Annotated in this window: 31 protein-coding genes; all 31 read left to right on the top strand. The window is 44.7% G+C overall.

Annotated elements, in window-relative coordinates:
* The first annotated feature begins 6 nt into the window (after positions 1-6).
* The 31 genes from DW862_RS19500 to DW862_RS19350 all read left to right on the top strand — a co-directional run bounded on the left by DW862_RS19500 (position 7) and on the right by DW862_RS19350 (position 25619).
* A complete protein-coding gene (locus DW862_RS19500; RefSeq protein ID WP_117816299.1) occupies positions 7-873 on the top strand; it encodes a S49 family peptidase in 867 nt (288 codons plus the stop codon).
* Positions 874-897: 24 nt separating this feature from the next.
* Complete coding sequence (locus DW862_RS19495) at positions 898-3099, top strand: hypothetical protein (RefSeq protein WP_120070041.1); 2202 nt, start codon at positions 898-900, stop codon at positions 3097-3099.
* A gap of 59 nt (positions 3100-3158) precedes the next feature.
* Positions 3159-3965: a hypothetical protein gene (locus DW862_RS19490; protein ID WP_004318175.1), complete on the top strand. Its 807-nt coding sequence runs from the start codon at positions 3159-3161 to the stop codon at positions 3963-3965.
* Positions 3966-4079: 114 nt separating this feature from the next.
* Positions 4080-5027 carry a hypothetical protein gene (locus DW862_RS19485; protein WP_004318178.1) on the top strand — a complete coding sequence of 316 codons (948 nt, stop codon included), beginning with the start codon at positions 4080-4082 and terminating at the stop codon, positions 5025-5027.
* A gap of 156 nt (positions 5028-5183) precedes the next feature.
* Entirely contained in the window at positions 5184-5858 is a 675-nt protein-coding gene (locus DW862_RS19480; protein WP_120070038.1) for a site-specific DNA-methyltransferase, read from the top strand.
* On the top strand, positions 5833-6177 hold the full coding sequence (locus DW862_RS19475; protein ID WP_004318180.1) for a hypothetical protein: 345 nt from the start codon (positions 5833-5835) through the stop codon (positions 6175-6177). The genes DW862_RS19480 and DW862_RS19475 overlap by 26 nt, the downstream gene beginning before the upstream one ends.
* Positions 6158-6838, top strand: a complete 681-nt coding sequence (locus DW862_RS19470) for a hypothetical protein (protein WP_004318181.1) — start codon at positions 6158-6160, stop codon at positions 6836-6838. The genes DW862_RS19475 and DW862_RS19470 overlap by 20 nt, the downstream gene beginning before the upstream one ends.
* On the top strand, positions 6798-8519 hold the full coding sequence (locus tag DW862_RS19465) for a hypothetical protein (protein ID WP_004318182.1): 1722 nt from the start codon (positions 6798-6800) through the stop codon (positions 8517-8519). Before DW862_RS19470 ends, DW862_RS19465 begins: the two co-directional genes overlap by 41 nt.
* Before the next feature lie 455 nt (positions 8520-8974).
* Positions 8975-9361, top strand: a complete 387-nt coding sequence (locus tag DW862_RS19460; protein ID WP_118023896.1) for a hypothetical protein — start codon at positions 8975-8977, stop codon at positions 9359-9361.
* A 382-nt stretch (positions 9362-9743) separates the two neighbouring features.
* Positions 9744-9995 carry a hypothetical protein gene (locus DW862_RS19455; RefSeq protein WP_008640079.1) on the top strand — a complete coding sequence of 84 codons (252 nt, stop codon included), beginning with the start codon at positions 9744-9746 and terminating at the stop codon, positions 9993-9995.
* Entirely contained in the window at positions 9992-10342 is a 351-nt protein-coding gene (locus tag DW862_RS19450) for a hypothetical protein (RefSeq protein ID WP_118023898.1), read from the top strand. Before DW862_RS19455 ends, DW862_RS19450 begins: the two co-directional genes overlap by 4 nt.
* On the top strand, positions 10339-10695 hold the full coding sequence (locus DW862_RS19445; protein WP_008775594.1) for a hypothetical protein: 357 nt from the start codon (positions 10339-10341) through the stop codon (positions 10693-10695). The genes DW862_RS19450 and DW862_RS19445 overlap by 4 nt, the downstream gene beginning before the upstream one ends.
* Positions 10692-11066 carry a hypothetical protein gene (locus tag DW862_RS19440; RefSeq protein WP_118023900.1) on the top strand — a complete coding sequence of 125 codons (375 nt, stop codon included), beginning with the start codon at positions 10692-10694 and terminating at the stop codon, positions 11064-11066. Before DW862_RS19445 ends, DW862_RS19440 begins: the two co-directional genes overlap by 4 nt.
* 13 nt (positions 11067-11079) lie before the next feature.
* A complete protein-coding gene (locus DW862_RS19435; RefSeq protein WP_022042347.1) occupies positions 11080-11313 on the top strand; it encodes a hypothetical protein in 234 nt (77 codons plus the stop codon).
* 155 nt (positions 11314-11468) lie between these two features.
* Positions 11469-11696, top strand: a complete 228-nt coding sequence (locus tag DW862_RS19430) for a hypothetical protein (RefSeq protein WP_120070034.1) — start codon at positions 11469-11471, stop codon at positions 11694-11696.
* 19 nt (positions 11697-11715) lie between these two features.
* Positions 11716-12084, top strand: coding sequence for a hypothetical protein (locus tag DW862_RS19425; RefSeq protein ID WP_007478410.1), 369 nt, complete (start codon positions 11716-11718; stop codon positions 12082-12084).
* 13 nt (positions 12085-12097) lie between these two features.
* The gene (locus DW862_RS19420) at positions 12098-12619 is read left to right on the top strand and encodes a hypothetical protein (protein ID WP_182426360.1); all 522 of its coding nucleotides are present in this window, start codon (positions 12098-12100) and stop codon (positions 12617-12619) included.
* Positions 12607-12885 carry a hypothetical protein gene (locus DW862_RS19415; RefSeq protein WP_004318191.1) on the top strand — a complete coding sequence of 93 codons (279 nt, stop codon included), beginning with the start codon at positions 12607-12609 and terminating at the stop codon, positions 12883-12885. The genes DW862_RS19420 and DW862_RS19415 overlap by 13 nt, the downstream gene beginning before the upstream one ends.
* A gap of 4 nt (positions 12886-12889) precedes the next feature.
* Complete coding sequence (locus DW862_RS19410) at positions 12890-14254, top strand: hypothetical protein (protein WP_120070027.1); 1365 nt, start codon at positions 12890-12892, stop codon at positions 14252-14254.
* Positions 14247-14948: a hypothetical protein gene (locus tag DW862_RS19405; protein ID WP_120070024.1), complete on the top strand. Its 702-nt coding sequence runs from the start codon at positions 14247-14249 to the stop codon at positions 14946-14948. The genes DW862_RS19410 and DW862_RS19405 overlap by 8 nt, the downstream gene beginning before the upstream one ends.
* Positions 14932-15882: a DUF6712 family protein gene (locus DW862_RS19400; RefSeq protein WP_120070021.1), complete on the top strand. Its 951-nt coding sequence runs from the start codon at positions 14932-14934 to the stop codon at positions 15880-15882. Before DW862_RS19405 ends, DW862_RS19400 begins: the two co-directional genes overlap by 17 nt.
* A gap of 9 nt (positions 15883-15891) precedes the next feature.
* Entirely contained in the window at positions 15892-16704 is an 813-nt protein-coding gene (locus DW862_RS19395; protein ID WP_120070017.1) for a hypothetical protein, read from the top strand.
* On the top strand, positions 16701-17135 hold the full coding sequence (locus tag DW862_RS19390) for a lysozyme (protein ID WP_007478404.1): 435 nt from the start codon (positions 16701-16703) through the stop codon (positions 17133-17135). The genes DW862_RS19395 and DW862_RS19390 overlap by 4 nt, the downstream gene beginning before the upstream one ends.
* A complete protein-coding gene (locus tag DW862_RS19385; protein WP_120070014.1) occupies positions 17132-17578 on the top strand; it encodes a hypothetical protein in 447 nt (148 codons plus the stop codon). Before DW862_RS19390 ends, DW862_RS19385 begins: the two co-directional genes overlap by 4 nt.
* 4 nt (positions 17579-17582) lie before the next feature.
* Positions 17583-17993 (top strand): hypothetical protein, encoded by a 411-nt coding sequence (locus DW862_RS19380; protein WP_117683870.1) that lies wholly within the window; start codon positions 17583-17585, stop codon positions 17991-17993.
* Positions 17994-18026: 33 nt separating this feature from the next.
* Positions 18027-18332: a DUF4160 domain-containing protein gene (locus DW862_RS19375; RefSeq protein ID WP_117683871.1), complete on the top strand. Its 306-nt coding sequence runs from the start codon at positions 18027-18029 to the stop codon at positions 18330-18332.
* Positions 18333-18338: 6 nt separating this feature from the next.
* Positions 18339-18578, top strand: a complete 240-nt coding sequence (locus DW862_RS19370) for a DUF2442 domain-containing protein (RefSeq protein ID WP_004318202.1) — start codon at positions 18339-18341, stop codon at positions 18576-18578.
* Positions 18579-18583: 5 nt separating this feature from the next.
* Positions 18584-18811, top strand: a complete 228-nt coding sequence (locus DW862_RS19365; RefSeq protein WP_004303369.1) for a helix-turn-helix transcriptional regulator — start codon at positions 18584-18586, stop codon at positions 18809-18811.
* Complete coding sequence (locus DW862_RS19360; RefSeq protein WP_117683872.1) at positions 18808-19044, top strand: hypothetical protein; 237 nt, start codon at positions 18808-18810, stop codon at positions 19042-19044. The genes DW862_RS19365 and DW862_RS19360 overlap by 4 nt, the downstream gene beginning before the upstream one ends.
* Before the next feature lie 110 nt (positions 19045-19154).
* Positions 19155-23456, top strand: a complete 4302-nt coding sequence (locus DW862_RS19355; RefSeq protein ID WP_117683873.1) for a phage tail tape measure protein — start codon at positions 19155-19157, stop codon at positions 23454-23456.
* A 9-nt stretch (positions 23457-23465) separates the two neighbouring features.
* A complete protein-coding gene (locus DW862_RS19350) occupies positions 23466-25619 on the top strand; it encodes a hypothetical protein (RefSeq protein ID WP_008640107.1) in 2154 nt (717 codons plus the stop codon).
* Positions 25620-25641: the final 22 nt, after the last annotated feature.

Raw genomic sequence — 25641 nt, 5'->3', positions numbered from 1 at the left:
GAGAACGTGGACAAAATACAGGAGATTTTTACAGCACCTTGGGCAATCGCTGATAATGATTATTACCGGTTGCTTTCTTTACTTGTGCCGTGTGTTGCAGCCGGCAACCTGGATGCGATCGAAAAACGGCTCGACAATAATAAAATAACCGCCTACGCTACTACGCCTTACCTTGCCAACCGGTGGGAACTGGACGATGAGACGCTGCCGGCTGACAGTGTGGCCGTCATTATCCTGGAGGGCACCTTGTATTCCTGGGAGACTTACCGCCTGGAAAAGCAGCTCCGGGATGTTTTCGATAATCCTAAGATTTGCGGTGCGGTCCTGTGGATCAACGGTCCGGGCGGAATGGTTGCGCATGTGGACCTGGCGGCTAAAATGATTGCCGAATCTTCCAAACCTATAGCTACCTATGTGGCCGGTACCATGGGGAGTGCCCATTTCTGGCTGGGAACCGCCGCCGGCAGAACCTTTATCGCTTCCCCTATGTGTGAAGTCGGTTCCGTCGGTATCATGCTTACTTACCAATCCTTTAAGAAATATTTCAAGAAACAGGGCATTGATTACCGGGAAATCTATCCGGATAGTGCCGATCTGAAAAACTATGAAACCCGCGCGATTGAAGATGACAACAACGAAGAGCCTATAAAGCAACGTCTGGCCGTCATGCACCGCATTTTCTGCGATGCGATCAGTCGGAATCTGGGTATTGCCTACGATCCGGAACTTCCCCTTTTCCGGGGACAGATATTCACCGGCGACGTAGCCGTGGCAAACGGCTATATCGATCAGTTCGGTACGCTGGAAGACGCAGTAAAGTGGGTACTGGCACAGGCTACCGTCAGAAAAGTAAATGCGATGTATAACATATAGTATTAACTTCAAAATTTTGTATATATGAAATTTAAGAGCTTTTCCGCTCACATTCTGGCCCTGTTGGGCCTGTCGGAATGGAGCAAGGTAGAGGACAAAAACTCTATCACGGCCGAGGAAGTGGCAAAACTGAAAAATTACGGTTTTACCGAAAAATTCCTCACGGACTTTAAAGCGTCTCTCGAAAACGATTTCCAGGACGAAGCCGAAGACGGGAACCAGGGAGAGGAAACCGAGGAACCCAGAACTACCGCTTTCCTTCGCGGTTTGTTAGGTGATACTGCCGCCCGTTTGACACAGGCACAGGAACAGCTTGAAGCCTTGCAGACGCAACAGCGTGACGAAAACCAGAACAACACCGCGTTAATTGCCAAGAAGGATGCCGAAATAACGAAGCTTTCCGGTATTATCGCCCAACTTTCGGCCGCTGCGGAAGATGATCCGGGTAAAGGGAAGCAACACAACGCCCAGGCGGACGGTAAGGGAAAATTCAATCTCCAGGATGAAAAGCAGCTGGGAGGCTTGCAGGGTGAAATGTTCTCACTGGACCGCCCGTATAACCTTCGCGCCAAAGCTGCGTTAATGGAGGCTGCCGGTTTTGAAATGATCGCTCTTCCGAAAGCAAGTTCCATTGACTACAGCCGTTTGAAGGAAGACCTCGGTGCCTTTTACCGTATTCCCTGGCAACAGCGTTTGCAGTCGTTTTTAATGGAACTTCCTTCCATTGAAAGTATTTTCCCGCTTGAATCCGGTTATCAGGATTTGGCTACGCTGGTTAATATCTGGCTGGGTGAGTTCTCACAGGCCGGTAATGAGGAATCCGACTTCGACAAGGTGACTAAAGGTTCCTACGAGTTCGACGATGAAACCTTGCGCATGTTCAACGTGATGTTTGCACACCGTTTCAAAAATTTAAAGGCTCTGGAGAAAACCTGGATCGGCACTTTGAACAAGGAAGGTTCAAACCCTATCAAGTGGTCTTTTATCGAGTACATCCTGGCCGAAACCGCCAAGAAGTTGCATAACGAGCGTGAACAACGCCGTATTAACGGAATCCGTAAGGACCCGAATCTGAACGAACCGGGCAAAGCACTTGCTGCAGCTGACGGTCTGTATGAGTTCCTGAACAAGAAGGTGAACGGACATACCGATATCAATAACGGAAAGTTCGTTTACCAGATCAAGCCGTTCGAGCTGGGAGAACTTACCGAAGCAAACATCGGTGAGAAGGTGTACAAGGGTACTTCCATGATCCCGGCGGTTCTTCGTGACAGCGGTAACCTGGCACTTTATATGCCTTCGCACTTTATTGTATTGTATCATAAATACAATGAACTGCATTACGGACAGAACCAGGATTACAAGGCTAATATCATGTATGTAAAGGAATATCCGGCGGTGAAGATTATCCCGGTTCCCAATGCTGACAACCACCACCGTATCTTCTGGACATTTGAAGGCAACATTAAAACCTACGAGGACAAACCAGGCGAAATGACGGCTTTCAACCTGGAACAGGAAGACTGGAGCCTGAAAGTATGGAGTAACTGGCGTGAAAGTATCTGGGCTATTGCCGTGGGCTTCAAGTACACCAAGAAAGAAGATATGGACTATACGCGCCAGATGATCTTCTGTAATGAGTATGACCGCCCGGCGTCTTACTTTGTGGACGCTGACAAGGACAAGAACCCGTCGGCCAAGCTTCATACCTCTATTGTTACCGTAGCCAATACAGCCGAATTTGCTATTACCGATATTGAAGATGCACCGGTAGGTACGGTTATTTCTCTGAAATGCGGAAGCGTGGATAAAGGCGTTAAGATTGAGAAAAGCGGAAAATTTGACCTTATTTCCGCTACCTGGCAGCCGGGTAAGGGGGATGTTATCAAACTGATGAAACGTGCCGACGGTAAATTTATCGAGATCGGCCGCGAAAACGCTTCTTCCGATGCGTTGCAGTTTGCGCCGGATGAAACGGATCCTTCTTTGCTTGACGGTGAAGTATTCGTAACCGGTGAGAATACAAAGGCAACGGCAATCACTAACTTTACCGATGCGGAAGCCGGTGTCGTTTACACGATCTACGGAAGCGGTTCTGAATTTGCTTCCACCATTGCAGCCGGCGGAAACTTTGTCTTAACCGAAGCTATGACGCTTTCCGAAGGCAAGTTTATCAAGCTGGCGAAAGCCGCCGACGGTAAATTCTACGAAGTGGCAAGAGGCTAATTTTTGGCGGAAGGGATACTTTATCCCTTCCATTTTATAACCTTATAAATCATTAAGTTATGACATACGTAAAAGCAAGCGTAAGAAGGCCGGCCGGCAATCCCGGTAACGGTATTCAGCCCAAGGATCAGCTCGTAATTTACGACGTTGACGATATTCTTTCCTTCCCGCAGAGAAACGATGCCGGCGTGGTTATCGAGGATGATATCGTAATGAAGGCGGGACGTTACGCGATCGGTATTTACCTGACACCCGGTACCGCTGAAATCAGTTCCAACAGTGACGGGGAAACGGACGCCGAAGGTTATACGCCTTCCGTTAAGTTCAATCATCCCGGTAACGAACAGGAAATTCGCGAGTTTAAGACAAACTGGCTGTCCAAGAAATGTATCGTTGTGCTCCGTTATTGTAGCGGAAAGCCTGCCGATCTGATCGGAACGCCCTGTAACCCGTGTAAGTTATCCGTTTCTTATACCGGTTCCAATGAATCGAATACGAACGAACTTACTTTCACCCAGATCAGCAAAGGGGATGATATCGCCATTTACCGGGGTACCGACACTCTGGAAGAACCGGTGGCCGTGGTGGAAGCCGGAGCCACGGATATAGATTACCAGACGGACGGGCAGTACCAGCTTTCCGCGGGTGCGGCTAAGATAGCCGGTGTTACCGGTGGAAGTCACGGCTCGGTAATTACCCTTATGGGATGTTCGGGTGTTGCGCCTACGGTGGAAGCGGGCGGTAATTTCCTTCTGAAAGGTGGTAAGACGTTTACCGCTTCCGAAGGTTCCCAACTGACGTTGCGGGCGTTTAACGACGGTTCGGAGGCTATGAAATGGATTGAACAAAGCCGTTATGAGGCGTAAGTAAACGGCTTTCATGTAATTCAAAGGGTGACCGGCAGCACATGCCCGGCCACCCTTTGTCCTTTTTAGGGTAATTGCCCCTTTTTTCCTTTGTATCATCAAATTTTATATAGTATGAAACAGGAAATTATTACCTATCTGGCCGGTCCGCGTAACTTTATTCAGGGCGTGGAACTGTACGAGAAATACGGTATCAACCGTATGTTAAAGAAGTCATTCCGCCGGCAGGGAGAAACGGAAACGATGAAGGCCATTCTTTTAGAGGAACTACGGAAGTTGGCCGGGCTTTCTGAACGTGAATTTAAGACGATCCGGCGAAACTCCAAACAGCTGACCGCGGTAAAAATGGAACCCGCCCGGGAGGAAACATCCAAAACGCCGGTAAAATACAGCGATGATTTGCTGCTGGAACTTGCCGAATCTTTCGGCGTCAGTGTGGAAGAACTCGTTTCGTCCGATTTCCGGGATAAGGTTCTTTCCATGGATGAAAATGCCGACCGTGTGGAAGAGCTGGAAGAGGAACTGGAAGAGGCGGAGAAACGATACAAAGCAGCCCCGGAAACCGTAACCAAAATGATACGTTTCCGCGAGAAATTTACCTTCCTGAATTCTCCGGATTGTCCCGACATTCTGAAAATACTTGTTTCCGACATGTTCACCGCATACGGGAAGTATAAGGAAGCTTTCGCCCGCCTGGAAGCTACGCCGGATGATGTCAGTTCACTTTCTACAGCACAGGAAGCGCAGGCGGTTGTGGAAAACTTCATCGCTAACCGCGAGATGTGGGATGAACTGGAATATTACCGGGAGAACGGAAAGATTCTGGGTAAATGTGAGAAGGTAAAAAGTTTGTCCGTCCGTAAGGGCGTCGAGAACCTTTCGGATATCGACATACAAAAGGCACTGAATAACGCCCGCGCCAACCTTTCAAAGAATAAGGCGAAACTGGAACAGGCCGGGGATGATGAGAAGAAGAAAGCGAGTGCCCTTGCATTGATCCAAAAGTGGGAAACTACACAGAAGGCCATAGAGGAAGAAATTGAGGCGCGAAAAAAAAAGTAATTGAACTTATTGCCAGTCTGACAGGGAAACGGCAACGGATCACAAAGAACCTGGGCCGTTTCTCTCACCCTTGCGACCGCTCGGAGCTGGGGCACCAGCTCAAGACATTAACCCTCCGGATAGAAAAAGAAGAAAGCCGGCTTAAACAACTTTCCAATGATTACAAACCAAATATATAACGAGGATTGCCTGGAGGCGTTGAAACGTGTTCCGGACAATTCCGTAGATTGTATAATAACCGATCCGCCTTATTTCCTGGGAATGACACACAACGGGCAGAAAGGCAGTTTTAAAGATTTGTCTATCTGTAAACCCTTTTACCGGGATTTGTTCCTGGAGTTTAACCGGGTGAAGAAACCCGGTGCTTGTGTGTACTTTTTTACGGACTGGCGCGGGTATGCTTTTTATTATCCGTTGTTTGACTTGTATTTAGGTGCGTCAAACATGATCGTCTGGAACAAACAGTCGGGCCCGGGTAATCATTACGCCTTTATACATGAGCTTATTTTGTTTCATTGCGGAAAGGGTGTTTCTATCGGTGCCACAAACATAATAGATAATATCCGGTCTTTTGCTTCCGGTGCGAAACTGGTAGAAGGTGAAAAGGTTCATCCCACACAGAAACCGGTGGCGTTGATCCGTAAACTGATTGAAGACAGTACAAAGCCCGGCGATCTGATCCTGGACACTTTCGGCGGTTCCGGTACTACGGCCGTGGCAGCCATTGAAAGCGACCGGAACTTTGTATTAATGGAACAGGACGAAATTTATTATTTCACGGCACAGAAACGAATAAAAGATGCGTATGAACGATTTAACGGTGGTGGATAGTATTTACCTGGATGCGCAGCAAAAGGAGGATGTACGGCGTTTGTCTTCTTTAGGGTATTCGCCGAAAGACATAGCCGTTTCCCTGGGGCTTTCTTTGGAGGATGCCGGGCTTTTTGTCCGGGATGCGGAAACGGTAGGAACTTCCGTTAACTTCCTGATCCGGGAAGGGATTCTGGTAGCACGTGCCGCGCCTGAAATAAAACTCCATGAAGCGGCGGAAGGCGGAAACGTGGAAGCTATAAAACAGCTGGAGGCCGTACGGAAAAGACATACTTTTGAACGTTTAATCGAACAAATGGATGACGACGAATTTAATTAAGCCCTCACGAATAGACTTTGACAAGGTGGATATCAACCAGATTCAAAGGATTCTTTCTACCGGTACGCTGGAAGCCCTCGCGCCCGATGAAAGGGAATATTACAGCCTTATGGAAATGGTACGGGGCCTTCGTGCCCGTATGCGTATAAATGGTAAGCTGGTGACAAAGGCCGGCATCATCCGCCTTTTGAAGTCGGAACCTTACGGCCTTTCGGACTGGATGGCCCGCCAGGTGTACGCTGACAGTCTCAATTTCTTTTATACGCAGGATAACGTACGCCCGCAGGCTTTCGCTAACTTGTATGCGGAAAAGGCCGAAAACTGGGCGAATACCGTCTTTCTTATGGGAAATGTGAAGGAGGCTAAGAACCTGCTGAAACTGGCGGCGGAACTTCGCGGATGTTATAAGGATCAACAGGCCGAAATACCGGAGGAACTGCTTTCACAGAAAAGCACGGTTATTTATACTACCAGCCGTAAGGATCTGGGTGTTCCTGAAATCGACCGTAAGGAACTGGAAGAGTTTATCGACGCGATCCCGGAAATTCCTGTTATTGTACGTGATAATATAAAAGAGGACGCGCGTATTAAAGCTTTTGACCTGAAAAAACGTATGTTGTATGATATCAAAGAGTTCGGGGAAGATAACGAAGGTGAGTAACGCCGATGATGTGGAAATCAAATACGGCCATATAATCCAGGTTCTGACGGACTGGATCGATACTACTATCCTTGTATCTGTTGACGGGCGCGGTACGGCCAAATCGACCGTTATACAAGCCAGGCGTTCCGCCCGTTGTGTGGAAGAAATGCCCGGCGGTGCGTTCGCTTTTGTTGCCAATACCTACAGTAACCTGGAAGATAATATAATGCCGGCCGTACAGAAGGGCTGGCAGCTTATGGGCCTGATCGAAGGGGTACACTATGTAAAAGATACCCGCCCGCCTGAATCCTGGCGGCGTAAATGTTCGGTTATCGTGGATGATTACAAGCATGTTTACAGCTTCTGGAACGGATGTGTTATTTTCATGGGATCACTGGATAACCCTTCGCTGCTTGCCGGAAAGTCTGTAATACATCTGTTTTATGATGAAGCGAAGTACGACAAGGAAATGAAAGTAAACCGCGCTATGCCTATTCTTCGCGGTGATGCGATCACTTACGGACATTCCCATTTATTCCTGGGGATAACCATTACTACCGATATGCCGGATATCGACGAAAACGAGTACGACTGGTTTTTCCGGTATGTCAAGCAAATGGACCCGGAACGGATCATTAAAATAGTACAGGCGGCAAGTATGCGTAATGACCTGGTAATTTCTCTATTAAAAGAAGAAAGAAAAAATAAGCCTTCCCCTTTGAAACTGAAACGTTTGAAACGGGATATTGAATATTACGACCGGGCTTTGTTGAAGTTGAGAAAAGGACAAACGTTCTTTCTTAACGCTTCTTCATTCGCTAATGTTGAGATACTTACGATTGATTATTTAAAGCGGTTGTATAATGGTACGCTGGAGCTTCACGAATTTAAAAAGTCGGTGGTGGGTATGCGTCCCGGTCTTCGCAGGGATTTACGTTTCTATGTGTTGTTTGGTGAAGGACATAAGTATTATAACGGTACCATGTCCGGAGAAGCCGCTTACAGCTCGCGGGAGCTCCGGTACCTGCACCATGATAAAGCGATTGAAGGTGGTATGGACTTCGGTAATATGCTTTCTTTGGTGATCGGTCAGCCGGACGGTGCTTATTACCGGGTACATAAGAACTTTTTTGAGATACCGCCGGGCTGGTTCCGGGAGATCGCCGACCAGTTCCTCACTTTCTTCCAGAACCACGAATATAAAGAACTGGATTTGTACTATGACCGTGCAGGTAATAACTTTGAGAAACAGAAGGAGGATTACGCGGGTAAGATCAAAGACGCCATAGAAAAAGACGGTAGCGGAAACCGTACCGGCTGGATCGTAAACCTAAAGAGCCGCAAACAGGCAGTTATCCGGCAGGATACGGAATACGACTTTATGCAGGAGATTATGGGCGGTACCAACAAGAACCTGCCTATCTTGCTGGTTGATGCGATGAACTGTAAAGAAATGGTTAGTTCCGTAGAAAAGGCAAAGGCTGAAATCAAATACCGGGGTAATTCTAAGGTAGTGTTCAAGGTGAAGAAGTCCGAAAAGCTGGCACCGAAAAAACTACCGATGTTATCCACCAATTTCTCCGACGCTTTCAAATACTTACTGATGCGCCCCGGCTGGATAGCTTTGGTACGAGGCAAGCGGACACTGCAGGCCGACTCGTTTGTGGATCAATGGATAGAGAACAGGCATAAAAGGTAATTGCCTTGTAACGCTGGAAAATCGGTTTTCCGGCGTTTTTTGTGTTACCAGGTTACGGGTACCCCTCCGGGAGAGGTCATATTTCACCTTTTAAGGGGAGGGCAACTGCTTTCCGACTTCTGAGCGGCTCGGTCTTCGGAAGGTGTCATTTTTTAAGTTTCTGAAATTTTCTCCGGTTTTTGACTGTTTTTCAGTCGTTTATCTGCATTTAGACCAAAATTTTACGCGAAAAATCGTGTTTTTTATGCGTTTTTGCTCGTTTTTTGCCCGTTTTTGGGTGAATTACCGTGTGTTTTTGGGCGGTTGCCTTCCATTTTTGATTGATTTTGGGGTAATATTTTTTATAAATGTATATATTTAAGTACTTTTGCAATCGTCAAAATTACACTGCATACATACCGTCAGGGCTTACGGGTGGTACAAACTAAAGTACACACTAATTTTAAGTTACTGATATGAAAAGATTTTTTTTAGTTATTGTATTGGCTGTACTAACAATGGCGGCCATTGCACAAGAACCGTATAAGGCTTATTGTGAAATCGTAGGTACTGGAAATATAACCGGTACAAAAGTAAAAATAGAAGTAGATTTCGGGCAAAAGGCAAAATGGGCAGCACCAAATGCTCGTTTTTTAGTAGATGAAAACGGTGAAAAGATGAATTTTAATTCAATGATAGACGCCGTTAACTATTTGGCTAAATTGGGTTGGGAACTAATACTGGCTTATCCGATTACACCTACACAAGGAATGAGCAAAGACCCTGTTTATCATTATATTCTTTGTAAGAAGGTAACTTCTGATGAACAGATAAAAGAGGGAATTAATTTAAAAGACAAATAGAATATTAATTATAGTGTGTAACGCTCACCCTTAATCAGGTGGGCGTTTTTTTGTTACGAAGTAACGAATCGTAGAGTCGATAAATTTTCTTTTCTGATAAACTTTTATTAACGTTTTTTTTTTTTTGTTCAGATTTTAATGCCGACATTTGCCCCTGTCAAAATTGCTACCGCTGGTGCGGTCCGGTGAGTCTCGGTTATTGGCTCGAATAAACAACGGGCTTTTTTTATGCTCGGTATTTATCTATTTTAGATATATAAGGCGGTTGCCTTTCCCTATTACTTTTAACCCGTTCATCGGACGGTTTGCGGTAGTGATTTTGACGAATTAGGGGAAATGGTAGCCGCCTTTCTCTTTTTTAATAGTCAAAATCACTATCATTATGAAAAAAGAATTTCAATCCGGCACAAGCTACGTGCCTTCGTTCCGTACTGGTAGCACGGACGTAAACACGATCCAACATCGTTATTTCCAGGAACCGAAACAGGAATGTACTGTTTGTTCAACTTCTGGGGCTTATTACTTATCTGCTATCGCTTGTTTCTGTCTTACTTTTATCTATCCACCGGCTGTCATTGGTGCAGTTATATGTGTGTGTCGTGCCAAGAAAGCGAGGAAAGGAGGCCGAAAATGACATCTTATTTTATAGAGCTTAACGAGTATAAGCCACAGAATCGAAAATGTGCTGAAATGGCAGAGTTTGCAAACCAGTTTGGTAATACGCTTTGCCCTGATAAAATTTCCTTCGATGCTTTTAAAACTGAACTGGAAGCAAAGGTAAAGGAGCTGAACGAGAAATACCCTAAAACAATGCCGCTGAAGATATCTTCCGGTAGCGGGTTTATTCATATAGACCAGGACACTAAAACACATAATAACGGCTGTGACAAGCCGGTAGCCTATTTTTTTATTTACCGGGTTAAAAGAATATATAGGTTTTCAGAGCGTCCCCAGATAGAAAAGAAAGGAGGTTCCGAATGATATATACTGAATATCAGCAAGTGTTACTTACCCAATTACAAAACAATGATAAAAGAATTGAGGAGATAAAGAAGGAACAGGAAGAAATACAGGGGATGTTTCTACAAGAAAGTAAATTTAAACCGGGTGATCTGGTACAGGTTGATTATAAAATAAGTAATGCTACTTTTAAAGTTCGTGGCTGGATTTTCCGGATTACATTCTGGAGGAATCGCCCGTATTATCACCTGAATTTACCCAAGAAAGACGGTTCCCGCGGATTAAGGGTTAAAAGTATATGCGACGGGGTACTGGAAAGTATAACAAGTATTTCACATATTAAATTAGAAGACTTAAAAGGAGGTGCCAAATGAATACAAATAATCCTGATATCCTATTTTTCGTTAGACGTGAATACGGTGCGCCTTCCATTGAACTAAGGGCTTATAAGGTGGAGAAGGTTAACAATGAGTTTGCTTTCCTCGAACTGGAACGTTTGCGGTTGGTTGTTTTCTCCGGTGATTTTCAGTCTGTATCACTTCATCACGAGTACGGTAAAAACAACTGTATGTATAATAGTGCTAATAATATACCGGATTTGATGAAAGACATGAAGAGGTGGCAGTTATCGCCCATTGACAGACGTAATTATGAACGCTTTAGAAAAGTCGCCCTCGGGATATACCGGCAGGCCGGAATAATTGATTTCACTACCTTAGAGACTACACCGATTAAGAACGTTTAAAGAAAGATTTGTTATGAAAGACATAGAAGTAAACGGCGCACATATCACAGATGAAAGTGCCGAAATATTGAAACAGTGGCAAATTAAGACAGAACCGGTTTCCGCTTGTTACATACGGGTAATAGAGGAAACGATCGACGATTTGACCGATGAAGAGAGCGAACCTCTTTCTCCGGAAAAAATTGTAGGGCGAATCAGGACTTTACGTATGATGAAAAAAGACATCGAAAAGTTGTCTAATCCTTAATATTAATAATTTAGCATACCGGCTGAAAAGGCAGCCGTTGGGTTTAAGTCCCAGGTTAGGGTTTGTTTGTGCCGGGGTGGTTCCCGGCACTTTTTTTATGTCCTTTTCGTCCGTCTCCGTTCTTCCCACCTTTGCAGTAACCAATCATTCAAATTATGAAAATAGGAACGGACAAATGGAAGCATTTCGGGATTAATTACGCTATATGTGCCCTGTTGGGTAATTATGGTGTTCCCTTTGCCCTGGGTGCTTCATTGGGTAAGGAATACGGGGATAAAATGTCACCCGGTAATAAATGGGACTGGAAGGATATTCTGGCAGACCTGGCCGGGATCGTGGCGGGTTATTTGACGCATGTATGTATAGTTTGGACCATAATGTAGAATTTTCAACTTTATCAATATGACGGAAACGATAATTACAGCGATTATTACGGCTCTTTGCACGGGTGGCCTGACCTGGTTATTTACTCTCCGATATACTCGTAAACAGGCAGAAGCTGATGCCATGAAGTCAGTACAAGAGGTTTACCAGGAACTAATAGAAGATATGAAGAATGACCGTAAGGAGCTAAAGAACGCATACCAGGAACAGAAAAAACGGTTTGACGAAGTGGATAACAAGTACAAGGAAGTCCTGCAGAAATGTAACGAAATGGAAAAGGCTATCAAGCAGAACGCTCGTGTAATGGACACTATGAAGCCGTTTCTTTGCGGCGTGAAGAATTGCCCGAACCGTAAATCTATCACTTTTGACACTAATAATAATTAACGACTTAATAAACATGAGACATGGAATCGTACACCTACTTATTTTTATTTGTTTTGCAGCTTGTTTTTACGGTTGTCGTTCTCCTCACTCTGTTACACGAAAAACGGTTACAGAAGCAACTGGAGAAGAAAAACAAACAACTACTGACGGAGCTATTGAACTTGCGCGAAGAGATTCAAGCAATGAGGAGCACGTACTTGACGTTTACCGGGAAGATAGTACGCATATCCGTATCAACTACGACAGCCTCGGAAGAATTAAAGAAATTGATTTCAGCAACCGAAAAACTGAAAAAAGAACTGGAAAGAATCAAAGCAGCTCCTTCCAGGATCATAAGGAAACTACCAGTAAAGCGGAAACAGTCGTTACCCGTAAATCCGACGTTAAGCAACAAAGCCAGGAAAAAGAAAAGGTTACAAACGGGTGTAGCTTATGGACGTTCCTAAAATTCATGTTTCTCTTTCTATCCTTTTGTCTGGTCCATGATAACTGGGGCAGGATTAAAAGTTTTATCCGCCGGCTATGGAAAAAATAAACCTTTATGTAGCGGTAGAACAGATGAAGCGGATTACCATTTCTGGGGGAACCTTTTCTATCAAGTTCCGGAAATGGAACCGGCAGACACGGGACGGCGGCGACATGGTGATACTCACTGCCGCCCGTTTGAGGAAAAAGGCGACGGATGAAAGCATTGAAAATTCAAGCTATAAACTATTTCTGACGGACACCACAACGGGCCGGCCGCTGAATTGCTGGGAATGTCTGGTAATGGAGTTCAACGGGAAAAGAATAACGATTTAAGATTATGGAAATAAGACGAAGTGGCAACTTTGGAATTATAGATACCGGCACTGACAAGGGTTTGATCTCCTTTTCTATCGGTGGCCGCGGTAAAGGTTGGGAACCTTCCAGCATCCAGTTGAACCGGCGGGGTGCTTTCTTTTCGCGGAAGATCAGCGTAAACGGTACCTTTATCGTTCCCATGGGTGACAATAACGACATGCCGGGCGAGGTCATGCGTTTACTGGATAAATTCTATGCCGGTGAAGGTATTATGGGTAAAATAGCCGGTTTGCAGTGGGGAGAAGGCCCGCGGCTGTATGAGGATGCAATCGACGAAGAGAATAACCGTTTTTACCGTCGTTGGAAACTCGATCCGGAAATAACCGCCGACCTGGAGTCGTGGGATTACACGACAGTTCTTCACCGCTCACTCGTAGACTTAACACACATGCAGGGCTTTTTTATAAAGTTTGTCCGGAACCGTGCGCCGCGTGTGGGCAATCCCGGGCGTTTGGTACGGCTGGAACATATTCCCTATCAGAAGGCCCGCCTGGTATATCCTCCCGACGGCGAGGATGAACCGCAGGAAGTACTTGTGGGCGACTTTCCTTATCCTGATCCGGCTTATACTTACCGTTACCCGGTCTTTGATCCGGCCCACCCGTTCAAATATCCGGTTTCTGTGAAATACTATAATATCTATTCCTTTTGCAAGGATTTCATGAGTACGCCACGTTTTCTGGGTGCGCTTGACTGGCTGGAGCTTGCCGGCGGTCTGGCCGCTATCCTAATCGCCTATAACGAAAACGCTTCGGCTATTTCCCTACATATCGAATCGCCGCAGTCTTACTGGGACCGCGCGGAAGCACGTATAAAACAAGTTTGCGACCGTACGGGCGAAAAATACACGGCCCAAATGCTGGAAGATTTTAAGGACGAAGCTATGGAGAAATTCGCTTCCAACATTACCGGAAGGCAGAACGCCGGGAAATACATGCACACGACTAAATTCTGGAATCCGGAAGCGAATAACTTTGAGGGCTGGACGGTGGAGCCGCTGGATAAGAAGATAAAGGATTATGTGGACGCCCAAATTAAGATATCAAATAAGGCGGACGCTGCCGCTACTTCCGGCTTCGGTCTTGATCCGGTACTTTCAAATCTGATTATAGAAAACAAGCTCTCTTCCGGATCGGAGAAATTATATAGTCTGAAAGTGTATAACGCTTCCGAAACGGCTATTCCGGACATGATCCTTTGTAAACCGTTACAGCAGTATATTAATGCCAATTTTCCGGGTACCACTACGAAAGTAGGGCTTTATCGTACCATAGTAGAAGCGGAACAGAACGTTTCACCCTCTAACCGTATGAAAGAAAATGCGTAGTCTGTTTTTCACACCAAAACCGGAAGATGTGCCGGAAGAACCGGTAAACGACCGGCAACCGGAAGAGAACCGGGCCGACAACATCCCGGACAAGCATATAAAGGCCCACCGGACGAAAAACGTTCATTTTGACCGGCGAGTAAAATCGGAGCTGCACCTGGAAGAGTGTTTGCCCTGGCATTTTGAGAAAGGGGCAGCTTATCACTGTATCAGTCATGGGGACGTTGACAGCCTTACTTATCTTCGCGTGATCGTGAAGCAACAACCGGTAGAATATGTTCTAATTTCTACCTGGTGTATGGCAATTACCGATGTTAAGGAGGTGGAGAAATGGCTGGAGAGAAAAGACATAGGGCACGCAGATTTTTATGTAGGTGAAATTTTTCAAGGTTCCTATGCGGATGTTTATTTATACTTAAAGAAGGTGGCGGAACGTTTTGGATCACGTGTCTGTATCTTCCGTAACCATGCTAAAGTAATGGCCGGTTTTGGTAATGCTTTTGATTTTGTAATAGAAAGCTCGGCCAATATAAACACCAATCCGCGCACGGAGCAGACCTGTATAACGATAGATACCGGGCTGGCCCGCTTTTATAAGGAGTTCTACGATGAAATAAATAATTTCACGAAAGATTTTGATAATTGGAAACCATATACACTAAAAAGAGATCGAGCAAATGACGAGGTTATTTAATAAAGGCGGTGACGGTGCCGGTGAAATAGTCCGTGTTCTGGGCCTGATTGATAATGATCTTGATTTTACCAAGTGGGAACCTATCTTACCGCTGGGGATTCGGGATTTACAGGCTATCATCGGTGCGGAACCTATAGACGCGGTAGATAAGTATTACCGTGAAGATCATGCGGATGTTACGGAAACGGATAGCATGGCGGAAACTTTGCGGCTGATGCAGCAGGCGGTGGCGATGTTTACCTGGTTAAAGGTCATTCCCACTTTGGACGCACAACACGGAACGGCCGGACGTGGCAAACACCTTGGAGAGAATGAAACGGGTATGACCGCCTTACAGGAGTTCAAGGATGAAGAGAATATCCGGAACCTGGCTTATGAAGCCGTAGACGCGTTGGTGGAGTTAATGGACCGCGAAAAGTTTGATTTCTGGATGAATGGCATTAAGAAAAAGGCTATAAACCGGCTTCTTATTCAGAATAAGGAAACGTTCGATGAATATTACAATATCGGAAGTCACCGGCTTTTCCTGGTGCTTATTCCTATGATCCGGGAAGTCCAGGACGGGCAGATAATACCTGTTATCACCCGGAACCGTTATAATAAACTGATTGAAGGCGATACCGTTTTAACGGAAAATTTGCTGGAGTATGTACGCCGCCCGCTTGCACTTCTTACCATAAAAAAAGCCGTTGAACGTTTACCGGTGGAAGTTCTGCCTAATGGAATCGTACAGGTACAACAGAGCACAACCGTACGGGATAAATTGCGGGCGGAAAAAGAGGCCCGGCAATCGGTTGCTAACAGTTTGGAGCAGGACGCGGCGGCTTACCTGGATGTATTGCAGGATATCATCAGGGAACTGGATGCGCAGTCGGAAACGGTGGATTACTATATACCGGGCGTTACCGTACAATCTAAGGGAATAACTTTTTAATGTCCGGACATGGAGAAGTTTACATATAATAGTAAGACGGTGGAGGTTCCTTCTTGCCTGGATGAAGTCAGTAGTGATCAGTACCGGCAATTTCTTATATTGTCGGTACTGATGAACCGCGGTACGATCAGCCCCGGACAGTTCCGCGTAAAATGGCTTTCTTTCCTTCTGGGCATGAAAGCGGATTACACCATGTATCGGCGTGAGATCATCCGGGAGCTGGACGGGCAACTGGAAAAGCTGGACGGCTTTTTCTCTTATACAACCGGTAAGGAGGGCGAGCGGATCGTTACGCCCATTCTGAAAACCGGTCGTAACCTGATGCAGGATTTCGGGGGTTGGCATGGTGTCGGTGACATGCTGAACGGTCTTACTTTTGGTAACTTTTGTGATTGCCTGGATTTGTTGCAGCAAAGCAAGCAGGCAGCGGCAGAAAAGGACGAACCGGCTATAAATGAAATCTTCCAGGATATCACGTTAAAGCTTTACCGGTATAAGGACCCGGAGAAGATACCGGCCGTTCCTTCCTTGCTTGCCATTCATGCGGTAAACTTCTTTTCTGCCGTTTGGGAAATGGTTCTTTCCGGACCGGTTTATATCAGCGGTGAAGCTATCGACTTTCGGATATTGTTTCAGAAGCTGGCATCCGAGGACCGGAAGGTGGACGATAAAACCGGCTGGACCGGAATAGTCTTTGAAGTGGCGGCTTCCGGTGTGTTTGGAAATAAGAAGGAGGTGGACGATACGCCCTTTTGGGATGTATTGCTTTACCTGTATAAATGTAAGTTTGAGTATTTGCACCAAAAACGTAACAAGAAATGAGAACGACAACAAGAACAAAAAACAAGATCAAGAAATTTGAAGGGTTACGCCTGAAAGCGTATGTATGTGCCGCGGGAGTATGTACGATCGGTTACGGTCATACGGCCGGCGTAAAACCGGGTGATGTTATCACCGAGGCCCAGGCCGATGCTTTCTTTGAATCGGATATCAGGGCGGTAGAAAACCAGGTAAACGCGCTTCCCCTTGATTTGGGACAGTACCAGTTTGACGCGGTAGTAAGCTTTTGCTTTAATGTAGGTATCGGAAAATTAAAGAAATCAACGCTTTATAAGAAGATCAGAGCAGATGCGTATGATTCATCCATACCGGCAGAGTTTAAAAAGTGGATATACGGAGGCGGTAAGATTCTTCCGGGGCTTGTTACCCGCCGTGAATGGGAGGCAAAACGTTATCAGGGATTGACGATATGATAAATATAAAGGTTTACCGTGAATACTGGGAAGGCGTACAAAAACGTATTCCTGAAATAAAGAAGGTGCTGCCCGTTACCATTGACGAGGAAATGAGTAAGACGATACAGGGACTATCTAAAGAAGAATGTCCGGTGCTCTTTATTCTGATCCCGTCGGGAACGGGCGCCAGCCTTTCGGCTGATAATGTGAGGGAAAATAATTTATGCGTTATTTTCCTTATGAGCAAGTACGATCCCCAACGGAAAGGGGCTTATGAGACTATCGAAGAGGTGCAGCCGGTTATGGAGCGTATCAAACAAATGCTGATAGAAGATTCTGCCACCGGTTGCCCTGTCACTAAGGAACTGGATTTAACCAGCCTTTCCACTCTTCCGGAATCCGGCTTTTACCGGACGTTTGCGGGGTGGAGCCTGGCTTTCTCATTTAAAACAAGATTCTAACTGAATGGCCGAGAATTTTAAAACGGATTTTTTTACCGACCGGATCGGGCGTGGAATACAGGACATATTTCAAGCCCAACTGGATATCGCTACCAAACGGATTTACCAGAAAGGCCGTGAGCGTAGGAAAGTACAGGGAACCGGGGAGATCATACAAGGGCGATCCGGTGCATTAATGGCCGCACTACAGAACCCGAATTATTCGGTCATTCCGGACGGCGAAGGAGTAATCGCACATTCTAACCTTCCATTATATACCCGCTTCCTGGATATGAAGAAACACGGTAATTACCAGATTTATAACCGGCAGATATACGGGATTCTATATCATGACACACTCGGGAAGATTAAATATGAATATCAGGATTATGTAAGGGAAAGGGTAAAAGAAATGTTTGCCAGTTCGCTAAAATAGGTAATAAAATTAATACCTAAATATTTGTAGGTAATGATTTTATTACCTATCTTTGTTTCAGTAACCAATAAAACAAAGTTTATGCCTGAAATTTGTAGATTCTTCGGTATTATTATATTCCTCTATTGGAAAGATCATAATCCGCCACATATTCATTTTACTTATGGTGATTATGAATGTTCTATTAGCGTATTGGATCGGATTGTAGACGGTCGGGCTCCAGCTAAAGTTATTGCAAAAGTAAATGAGTGGATTAACTTGCATGAAGCAGAAATACTTTCTCTTTGGGAAAAGGCCCAAAAAGGGGAAAAAATAGATAAAATTGAACCATTAAAATAAACGCTTATGTTACGAGTTATAGATGTGGATTATATTAGGAATTACGAGCTTCTTGTTACTTTCAGCGACGGGAGTAAAAAGATCGTAAATTTGGAACCTTATCTTACAGGTGAGGTTTTCGGGGAGTTATTGGATAAGGAAAAATTTGTTCAATATGGTTTAACCCGTGCTACTATTGAATGGGCCAACGGTGCCGACCTTGCACCGGAGTTTTTATATGAAATTGGTATAGCTGCATATTTTTAGACCCTATGAATGATTGTTTAGCTATTCAAGATAAGAAGGAAGAAACTTTCTTATATCGGATTTTTATTTCTCACCCGGAACTAAATGCTTCTGCGGTGGCTCGACGTATGGGAATAAGTCAAAGCCTTATGTCTCAATATATAAGTGGAATAAAAAAGCCCTCACAAGAACGGGAGGCCCTAATAGTAAATACTATTAAAGATATCGGTAAAGAACTAACGATGATTGTATGACATACGAAGATATTTTATTTTTGATCGGCTTTTTCCTGGTAATAGTTTTTTTCGTAGGATGTAAGCATAAACCGGCTACTTTATCCGGGTGGCTTGCTTTTGCCTTTCTTTCCTTTATCGTGACGCCTCTTATATCAGTTCCTTTAACCTGGTACGTTTGCCGGATGCTTGATCGGGCAACAATTAAGGATAAAGGATATTTTGATCCTTCGGATTTTACATTTAAGAGATAAAATACTTTCTTCTTAGTATAATAAGCCTGTAGAATGGTTCTACGGGCTTTTTTTATGTCCTTTTCCGCCACTTTACACCAGGATAATTTTGCCTTATAAAATTTACTCTTATGGCAAAATTAAAACCTGACTATATCGAATGGGTGTTAACCCTGAACGCCTCCGATGCGCAGAAGGAAATACATAATCTTTCAGAAAAGAACAAGGAGCTCCGGGATAGCAATAAGGAGATAAAAAAGTCTATGACCGATTTAATCGCCACTGGGAAAGCTGGCGGTAAACAATGGAAAAGGCTTGATGATCAACTGAAAGAAAATAATAAGACGATCGGTGAGAATAACAAGAAGATTGCCGAATGCGAGAAACGGCTGGATAAAACCACCATGAGCGCAAACCAGCTGGCAAGGAAAGCAAACGCCTTGCGAAAAGAGCTTCGCAATACGGTGAAATCCTTGCAGCCGGAAAAATATGCCGCCCTGGAGAAGGAACTGAAAGAAGTTGAAAAAGCATACGGGCAGGCAACGAAGAAGGCGGAAGGTTTCGGCGGTTCCCTTCTTTCCTTGAACAAGATAAAAACGGTTCTGGCCGGTGTGTTTGTCACTATCGGCGCAATGATAACCGGGCAGATTGTCGGCGGGCTAAGGGATGCGATCAGTACTATTATAGAGTTCGAGAAGAAAAACAGTACGTTGGCCGCTATCCTGGGAACTACGAAAAAAAGTATCAAGGATTTAACGGATGAAGCGCGCCGGCTGGGTGCTACTACTTCTTATACGGCCGCACAGGTAACGGCACTTCAGATAGAGCTTGCCAAGCTGGGATTTTTCAAAGAGGATATTAAAGCGATGACGCCTTCCGTGTTGAAATTCGCTAAGGCGGTGGACACGGATCTTGCCTCGGCTGCTACGCTTGCCGGTGCAACATTGCGTATTTTCAATCTTGATGCAGAAGATACGGAACGGGCTGTTTCTACTATGACTATGGGATGTAACGCATCCGCTTTAAGTTTCGAGTACTTAAATACGGCAATGTCTATTGTTGGGCCGGTTGCAAATTCTTTCGGGTTCACGATTGAAGAAACTACCGCCCTTTTGGGTGCTTTGGCAAACAGCGGTTTTGACGCTTCATCGGCAGCGACGGCAACACGTAATATTTTGCTTAACCTGGCTGACAGTAGCGGCAAACTCGCACTTGCTCTCGGTGGTCCGGTGGATAATCTGGAAGACCTGGTAAAAGGACTTAAAAAATTAAACAGTGAAGGAATAGACCTTAATAAGGCACTGGATTTAACGGATAAACGTTCGGTTGCCGCATTTAATACCTTTTTAAATGGTACTGATACCGTTTTAAATCTCCGTGATGCAGTAACCGGAGCCGAAGAGGGATTTAACGCCATGTCCGAAGAAATGGGTGATAACGTTCAAGGTGCATTAAACCGGCTAAGTTCAACTATCGAAGGGGTAGTTTTACGTTTCTATGAATCAAAGGGTATTCTCCGGGATTTAATAGACCTTGTTACGCTTATGGTGGAAGGTGTAGGGGGTATGATTGACATGTTTAATAAATGGGGTGTTGTCACTTATACCGTTACCGCTTATCTGGTTTCTTACTATGGAGGACTGAAAATCACTACCATGTGGCACGCCCGTTTTAAAACGGCGACCCTTGCTTCGGTCGTTGCAGAGAAAGCGCACGCCGTACAGCTTTATATCAGCCGGGCGGCTACTCTGACTTATGCGGCAGCCCAGGCACTATTACACAAGAATACTACCAGATGTACCGCTGCACTCCGGTTAATGAGGATCGAACTTTTGAAGAATCCATATACGGCCCTGCTCGCGTTACTCGTGGCAGCCGGTGTTGCTATCTACCAGCTTGCAAAGAAGACGGAACAGGCTTCGGCGGCGATGAAGGCCCACCAGGAAGTCGTAAAGAAAGTGAATGAAGAATATTCCAGCCAGGAAGCAAAAATAAAAACTCTTGTAGCTGCTATCAATGATGAGAACCTTTCCAACTACACCCGTAAACAAAGGCTTGCGGAATTAAAAGAACTGATACCGGATTATAATGCGGAATTGAATGAAGAAGGCAGGCTCATAAACAACAACAAGGAGGCCATAGATCAATATTTAGTTTCCTTGGAAAAACAAATCAAGTTGAAAGCTTACCAGGAGGAACTGGAAGAATTGTACAAGAAAAAAAGGAATCTTGAAAGCCAGGAATCAGAGCAAAGCGACGCTTATTGGGACACCCGCCAGCAAAATACATTGTCAGGATATAACCGGAACAGTCTTACCGCTAAAATAAGCCGTTTATTTGGTACAGAAAAAGAGGCTAACCAGTTGAAAGCTCTACAAACAACACAGAAGGATTTGGCCGGTATAGAATCAGCAATCGCCCAGATCAATAATGATATCTTAAAAACAGAGGCGACGGCCACTTCATTAACCGGAACCAATAAAGAAAATATAAATACTGAAACATCCCTTATAAAGAAACTGGAGGCCGAAAAGAAAAAGGTTCAGGAACAGTGGGCGGAAGACAGCGAAGCGAATATCGCCAAGAAAAACAAGGAAATAGAACGTATCGACACCGAAATAAAACGTTTAAACGAACTGGGGAAGGTCAAAAAGAAAGCGGAAGCCGGGGAGTATAAAAATACAGAAACGGACGCTACATTAAAACCTCTGGAGATCGAGCACGAAAAACGTATGCTTCTAATCAAAAAGAACCGGGAAAAGGAAAATAAGACGGAAGCCCAATACATTCTCGAAGGAACAGCGGAAAACCTTCGCTATTACCGGGAACGTATCGACGCACTCCAGAAGCTGGAAGCAAAAACGCCGGCCCAGAAGAAGAAGTTACTCGATGAAATCCACAAGCTCGAAACAGAAGCACAGACGGCCATTTTTACGGAAACCGGCAAGCAGGAGGACGCCCGTATAAAACTGGTACAGGAGAAACGGGACGAACGGTTAAAGATTGAAACCGCCTATTACAACGTCCAGAAGGACACCATGGAAAAAGCGGTATTAAACCAAAGTATCACGCAGGAAGCCGCCGACGCCTATATGTTGAAAGTTGAAGCGGAGCACGCTGCAGAACTCCTGGAGATAAACCGTACTTACCTGGATGATGTAAACGCCCTGGAGATCACCAGTAAACAAAAACGTATAGATACTGTTACGGAAGCCGCCGACGCCGTGCGTGAAACCGAGATGCAGCTACTACGTGACCAGGCGGCCATTGCTCAAAAAGTACGTGAAATAACTTCCGTTCCGATAGGAATAACCGGTATGCAGGAGGCACACCGGAAGCAGGTTCAGGATGTAGAAACGACTTATAATGCCATAATTGAGATAGCGAGACAGGCGGGGATTTCTACCGTTGGTTTGGAGAAACAGAAACAGCAGGAAATTAGCCAGCTTGAATTTGATTATCAGAATAGTTTATATCAGATTCAATCCCAGATCGGCGTATCATGGGCACAGGAATACCAGAATGAACTGGCCCTGTTAAAGAATCTGCACGATCAGGAATTAATAGACGAAAAGACATACCAGCGTAAAAAGCTGCAAATGCAGATGAATAACGCTAAAAAATACTTTGACTATTATTCCGGCCTTTCCTCTTCCATGGTGGAAGCTATTCAACAGGCCGAAATCGACCAGGTGGAAGCAAAATACGATGTTCTCATACAGGAAGCCGAGAACAACGGGGAAGATACTGCCGCTCTGGAAGAAGAGAAGGAAAATAAGAAACTGGAAATTCAAAAGAAGTATGCGGATGTAAACTTTGCTATCAAGTGTTCCCAGATCATAGCAGATACGGCCGTTTCGATTATGAAGGCGTACGCGGACCTCGGGCCGATCGCCGGAACCGTTGCTGCAGTAATGCTTGCGGCTACCGGTGTGGCCCAGCTTGCATCGGCCAAAGCAGAACGGGACAGGATTAAAAACATGTCCTTGAAAAACACTACCGGCAGCAAGACTGCCACGGCTGAACGTGTTGTTTCCGGTTCTTCTGGAAGCGGGTATTATGAAGGCGGTTACACCGGTTCCGGTGGACGTTATGAAGTGGCCGGCGTAGTTCATAAGGGGGAATATGTGGTACCACAACCGGAAATGAATAATCCTAAAGTAATCGACGCCGTTAGTACTATCGAAGCGATCAGGCGGCAACGTACCAATGCCAACCCGTTGCCACAGAATCCGGGTGAATATGCGGAAGGCGGTTACGTCACTTCCCCTGCAGGTGATTCTTCCTACCGGGAGTTCCTGGAAGCAGCAAAGGAGCTTCGCGCCTCCTGTGAGGCTATCAAATTGATAAAGGCCTATATCGTTTATCAGGATTTGGAGAAGGCCAAAGAAACTATAGATAACGCCCGCGACACCTTTACACGCGGAAAATAAGTAATCATTATGCTAAAGATAAAGACGAACAAAGGTTATCTGGATTTAGGGGGAGACTTTACCGTACAGATTGATGAAAAATCCCCTGTCATGAACGACCGGGGATCGCAAACCGTACCGGTTACGGTTCCATGTACCGGCAACAATGCTAAAATAACCGGTTTTGCTCACCGTCTCGACATGGGTATAAAGCCGATGAATGAAGATCAGGCATGTACGGTATTGGACGGAGCATATAAACGTACCGGGAAGATAAATATTGTTTCCGCCGGTAAAAAAGAAGGTATTACCCTTAACATCGGCTTTGACAATTCGGAAGCCTACAGCGCATGGAAAGCAAAAAAATTAAATGCTATTACATTACCAGTGAAGGAGTATAGCAGCGTTAATTCTCTTTGCGCACATTTGCAACAAGTTTTAGGAGGTTATCAGACTGATTATGCCGTATTTCAGATTATGACCGGTAACGATTCGAAAGATAATCAGTTTTACCCTAAATACTTGAACTATATCACACCTGTATCAGAAGGAAGCAAAGTTTATCGGTTACGTTATCAAGCAAGAACAGAAACTTTTTTAGTAAATGGAACTCCGACTGCAGTAACACTTCCGGAAGGTTACGGCGTGACAGCCTTTTTATATGTATGGCGTGTACTGGAACTTGTTTTTTCCGAATTTGGATATACAATAATGGAAAATCCTTTTAAAACAGATAAACAACTTTATAACTTGGTAATCCTGAATAATGCGGCCGACTGTTGTGTTAAAGGAAAACTTTCTTACGCGGATTTGATGCCGGATTGTACGGTCGAGGACTTTTTAAACGCCCTTTATGTGCGTTTCGGACTGGTTTATAATGTTTCTTCCGATACGAAAACGGCCACTTTAAGACTGATCCGGGATATTGTGGATGATGTTCCGGACATTGATTTATCCCGTAGCCTGACAGACGAACCTTTAATAACTTATGAAACGGCCCGGCAAATGAAGTTATCGGCCAAAACTTCCTTTACCGGTGCGGCCCCCTCTGTTGAAAGACTTGAAGATTACTTGAAAGATCAGAAAGTCGCAAGGTTAACTAAAGTTGATGTATCTAAAAGGGTGATACATCTAAATTATGAGGAAACAACAGGACGGTGGTTTAAATGGGATGAAGATAATAACCGCCTTACTTATTCTTCATCGAGTTTCTTTTCCTGGGATCGGAAAACCGACAATATCGAAGATAACGAATTAACCAGCGACGACGAATGCGTTCCAATGGATTTTGCCCCGAATGATATTCTTTCCCCTCAATATCTTGCTGATTACGTGCACCGTTACACGTATCTTAAAACTTCCTCTAATAATAACGATGAAGACTCGGAGAAGGTGGAAACACCGTTATCCTTCGTGTTTGCGTTTACGTCTTCCCAAAATAGTAAATATCCTTTCGGTTCTGTGTTACCTTACACCTCTGACGCCGAAGAGGTTATATTAAGAGACGGAAGCAAGCATACAATGTCGCTATTTTTTCAATATGATAATGGCCTGTTTTTTAACTTCTGGAGGAAATACGACGCTATATTAAGACATTCATTCAATAAGATAGAGGCAAACGTTTTGTTACCGGTTCACCGGCTTACGGGTATGGATATCTTAACACCGGTAATACTTCGAGGACAATATTTACTTTTTGACGGGCTTTCTTATTCTCTTCCGGCAAATAAGATTGTACCCGTTGATCTGACATTAAGAACACTCCGGTTGATTGGTCCGTACGATTTGGATAAGGAACAGGAAACACCCGTTTTTGGTTCCAGGCTTTTTACGTGGGAATTTATAAGTTCAAATATAGAAACAGCCAAAGAAAATGAAAGGAACAGGATTTTACAACAGGCGAGGGATGAATGGAACAAAAGGCCGACCGCTGTGAACGAAATGAAATCAATAACTTACTCGCTTGACGGATATACAACTCGTAATGATGATAAATACTTGGTTGAAAACTATCCCCAGGAAGCGGGAATTACATTACAAAGGAACTATAAATGTAAAGCGACAGCAATAATAAGTATTTACTACGAGCCTGGAAGTTTTACTCCCGGTACATATCGGGATGTTACGTATGAATCCGAATTTGAATATACAGATACTTTTGTTTCTGTTGTCTATTCCGGTTAATCCCGTCCTTTATTCTTCCTTT

Origin of the sequence: Bacteroides sp. AM37-9, from assembly GCF_003603455.1 — a bacterium.
GTDB lineage: Bacteria > Bacteroidota > Bacteroidia > Bacteroidales > Bacteroidaceae > Bacteroides > Bacteroides xylanisolvens.
This window is presented reverse-complemented; position numbering and strand designations above follow the sequence as displayed.

Coding starts and splice junctions, on each gene's coding strand:
- DW862_RS19455 (WP_008640079.1), top strand. CDS start 9,744: ATGAAAAAAGAATTTCAATCCGGCACAAGCTACGTGCCTTCGTTCCGT.
- DW862_RS19460 (WP_118023896.1), top strand. CDS start 8,975: ATGAAAAGATTTTTTTTAGTTATTGTATTGGCTGTACTAACAATGGCG.
- DW862_RS19430 (WP_120070034.1), top strand. CDS start 11,469: ATGAAAATAGGAACGGACAAATGGAAGCATTTCGGGATTAATTACGCT.
- DW862_RS19395 (WP_120070017.1), top strand. CDS start 15,892: ATGGAGAAGTTTACATATAATAGTAAGACGGTGGAGGTTCCTTCTTGC.
- DW862_RS19465 (WP_004318182.1), top strand. CDS start 6,798: ATGATATCAAAGAGTTCGGGGAAGATAACGAAGGTGAGTAACGCCGAT.
- DW862_RS19400 (WP_120070021.1), top strand. CDS start 14,932: ATGACGAGGTTATTTAATAAAGGCGGTGACGGTGCCGGTGAAATAGTC.
- DW862_RS19495 (WP_120070041.1), top strand. CDS start 898: ATGAAATTTAAGAGCTTTTCCGCTCACATTCTGGCCCTGTTGGGCCTG.
- DW862_RS19405 (WP_120070024.1), top strand. CDS start 14,247: ATGCGTAGTCTGTTTTTCACACCAAAACCGGAAGATGTGCCGGAAGAA.
- DW862_RS19370 (WP_004318202.1), top strand. CDS start 18,339: ATGTTACGAGTTATAGATGTGGATTATATTAGGAATTACGAGCTTCTT.
- DW862_RS19385 (WP_120070014.1), top strand. CDS start 17,132: ATGATAAATATAAAGGTTTACCGTGAATACTGGGAAGGCGTACAAAAA.
- DW862_RS19425 (WP_007478410.1), top strand. CDS start 11,716: ATGACGGAAACGATAATTACAGCGATTATTACGGCTCTTTGCACGGGT.
- DW862_RS19440 (WP_118023900.1), top strand. CDS start 10,692: ATGAATACAAATAATCCTGATATCCTATTTTTCGTTAGACGTGAATAC.
- DW862_RS19470 (WP_004318181.1), top strand. CDS start 6,158: ATGACGACGAATTTAATTAAGCCCTCACGAATAGACTTTGACAAGGTG.
- DW862_RS19480 (WP_120070038.1), top strand. CDS start 5,184: ATGATTACAAACCAAATATATAACGAGGATTGCCTGGAGGCGTTGAAA.
- DW862_RS19390 (WP_007478404.1), top strand. CDS start 16,701: ATGAGAACGACAACAAGAACAAAAAACAAGATCAAGAAATTTGAAGGG.
- DW862_RS19380 (WP_117683870.1), top strand. CDS start 17,583: ATGGCCGAGAATTTTAAAACGGATTTTTTTACCGACCGGATCGGGCGT.
- DW862_RS19420 (WP_182426360.1), top strand. CDS start 12,098: ATGAGACATGGAATCGTACACCTACTTATTTTTATTTGTTTTGCAGCT.
- DW862_RS19415 (WP_004318191.1), top strand. CDS start 12,607: ATGGAAAAAATAAACCTTTATGTAGCGGTAGAACAGATGAAGCGGATT.
- DW862_RS19445 (WP_008775594.1), top strand. CDS start 10,339: ATGATATATACTGAATATCAGCAAGTGTTACTTACCCAATTACAAAAC.
- DW862_RS19490 (WP_004318175.1), top strand. CDS start 3,159: ATGACATACGTAAAAGCAAGCGTAAGAAGGCCGGCCGGCAATCCCGGT.
- DW862_RS19350 (WP_008640107.1), top strand. CDS start 23,466: ATGCTAAAGATAAAGACGAACAAAGGTTATCTGGATTTAGGGGGAGAC.
- DW862_RS19365 (WP_004303369.1), top strand. CDS start 18,584: ATGAATGATTGTTTAGCTATTCAAGATAAGAAGGAAGAAACTTTCTTA.
- DW862_RS19355 (WP_117683873.1), top strand. CDS start 19,155: ATGGCAAAATTAAAACCTGACTATATCGAATGGGTGTTAACCCTGAAC.
- DW862_RS19375 (WP_117683871.1), top strand. CDS start 18,027: ATGATTTTATTACCTATCTTTGTTTCAGTAACCAATAAAACAAAGTTT.
- DW862_RS19485 (WP_004318178.1), top strand. CDS start 4,080: ATGAAACAGGAAATTATTACCTATCTGGCCGGTCCGCGTAACTTTATT.
- DW862_RS19435 (WP_022042347.1), top strand. CDS start 11,080: ATGAAAGACATAGAAGTAAACGGCGCACATATCACAGATGAAAGTGCC.
- DW862_RS19410 (WP_120070027.1), top strand. CDS start 12,890: ATGGAAATAAGACGAAGTGGCAACTTTGGAATTATAGATACCGGCACT.
- DW862_RS19475 (WP_004318180.1), top strand. CDS start 5,833: ATGAACGATTTAACGGTGGTGGATAGTATTTACCTGGATGCGCAGCAA.
- DW862_RS19360 (WP_117683872.1), top strand. CDS start 18,808: ATGACATACGAAGATATTTTATTTTTGATCGGCTTTTTCCTGGTAATA.
- DW862_RS19450 (WP_118023898.1), top strand. CDS start 9,992: ATGACATCTTATTTTATAGAGCTTAACGAGTATAAGCCACAGAATCGA.